This window comes from Psychrobacter sp. T6-1 (assembly GCF_052258445.1).
The window spans coordinates 1-810 of the sequence record NZ_JBQQFC010000634.1; the positions used below are offsets into that span (position 1 = coordinate 1).

At 43.2% G+C, this 810-nt stretch carries 2 protein-coding genes; both read left to right on the top strand.

What is annotated here, in order from left to right:
- The first annotated feature begins 206 nt into the window (after nt 1-206).
- Nucleotides 207-500 carry a co-chaperone GroES gene (locus tag ACTXGO_RS15065; protein WP_435950384.1) on the top strand — a complete coding sequence of 98 codons (294 nt, stop codon included), beginning with the start codon at nt 207-209 and terminating at the stop codon, nt 498-500.
- Between the two features lie 47 nt (nt 501-547).
- The coding region (locus tag ACTXGO_RS15070) for a TCP-1/cpn60 chaperonin family protein (protein WP_443575091.1) at nt 548-810 on the top strand (263 nt) is incomplete at its 3' end.

Below are 810 nucleotides of genomic sequence, written 5' to 3' on the forward strand. Positions count from 1 at the left end.
AGGATCATTTGCAGCAACAAACGCCTTGTAAATATTTTTGAGTTTACACTTGAACCCACCTTGTCATGCCCCCATTTTTTGAATCAAGCTCACAGCTTATCTTTTATAACACTACTTTTATATAGGTAAGGGTATGTGTTTGACCGATAAGGCTGCTGAGACCCTTGAATCAAACCCATTTAACGTAACCAAATTTTGGAGACATAGTGATGAATATTCGCCCTTTACATGACCGTATCGTTGTCCGCCGTATAGAAGAAGAAACAAAAACGGCTGGTGGTATCTTACTGCCCGGTTCAGCGCAAGAAAAGCCGTCACAAGGTGAGGTGCTCGCAACAGGTAATGGTCAGATCCGTGACAATGGTGACACCCGCGCGCTAGACGTCAAAACAGGCGACAAAGTCTTGTTCGGTCAGTACGCTGGTCAAACGGTTAAAGTTGACGGTGAAGAGCTACTTATTATGAAAGAGTCTGATGTATTAGGCATCATTGAAGCTTAATCTTTAATATTCACATAAAAAATTATTAATTATTGGAGTAAATGAACATGGCAAAAGACGTAAAGTTTGGCATAGATGCCCGTAAACAAATGATGGATGGCGTAAACGTCCTTGCAAATGCAGTACGAGTTACGCTAGGCCCTAAAGGCCGTAATGTGGTCATCGACAAATCTTTTGGCGCACCGACCATCACCAAAGATGGTGTTTCAGTGGCTAAAGAGATCGAGCTTGAGAATAAGTTTGAAAACATGGGCGCGCAACTGGTTCGTGAAGTCGCTAGCCGCACTAATGATGTCGCAGGTGACGGTAC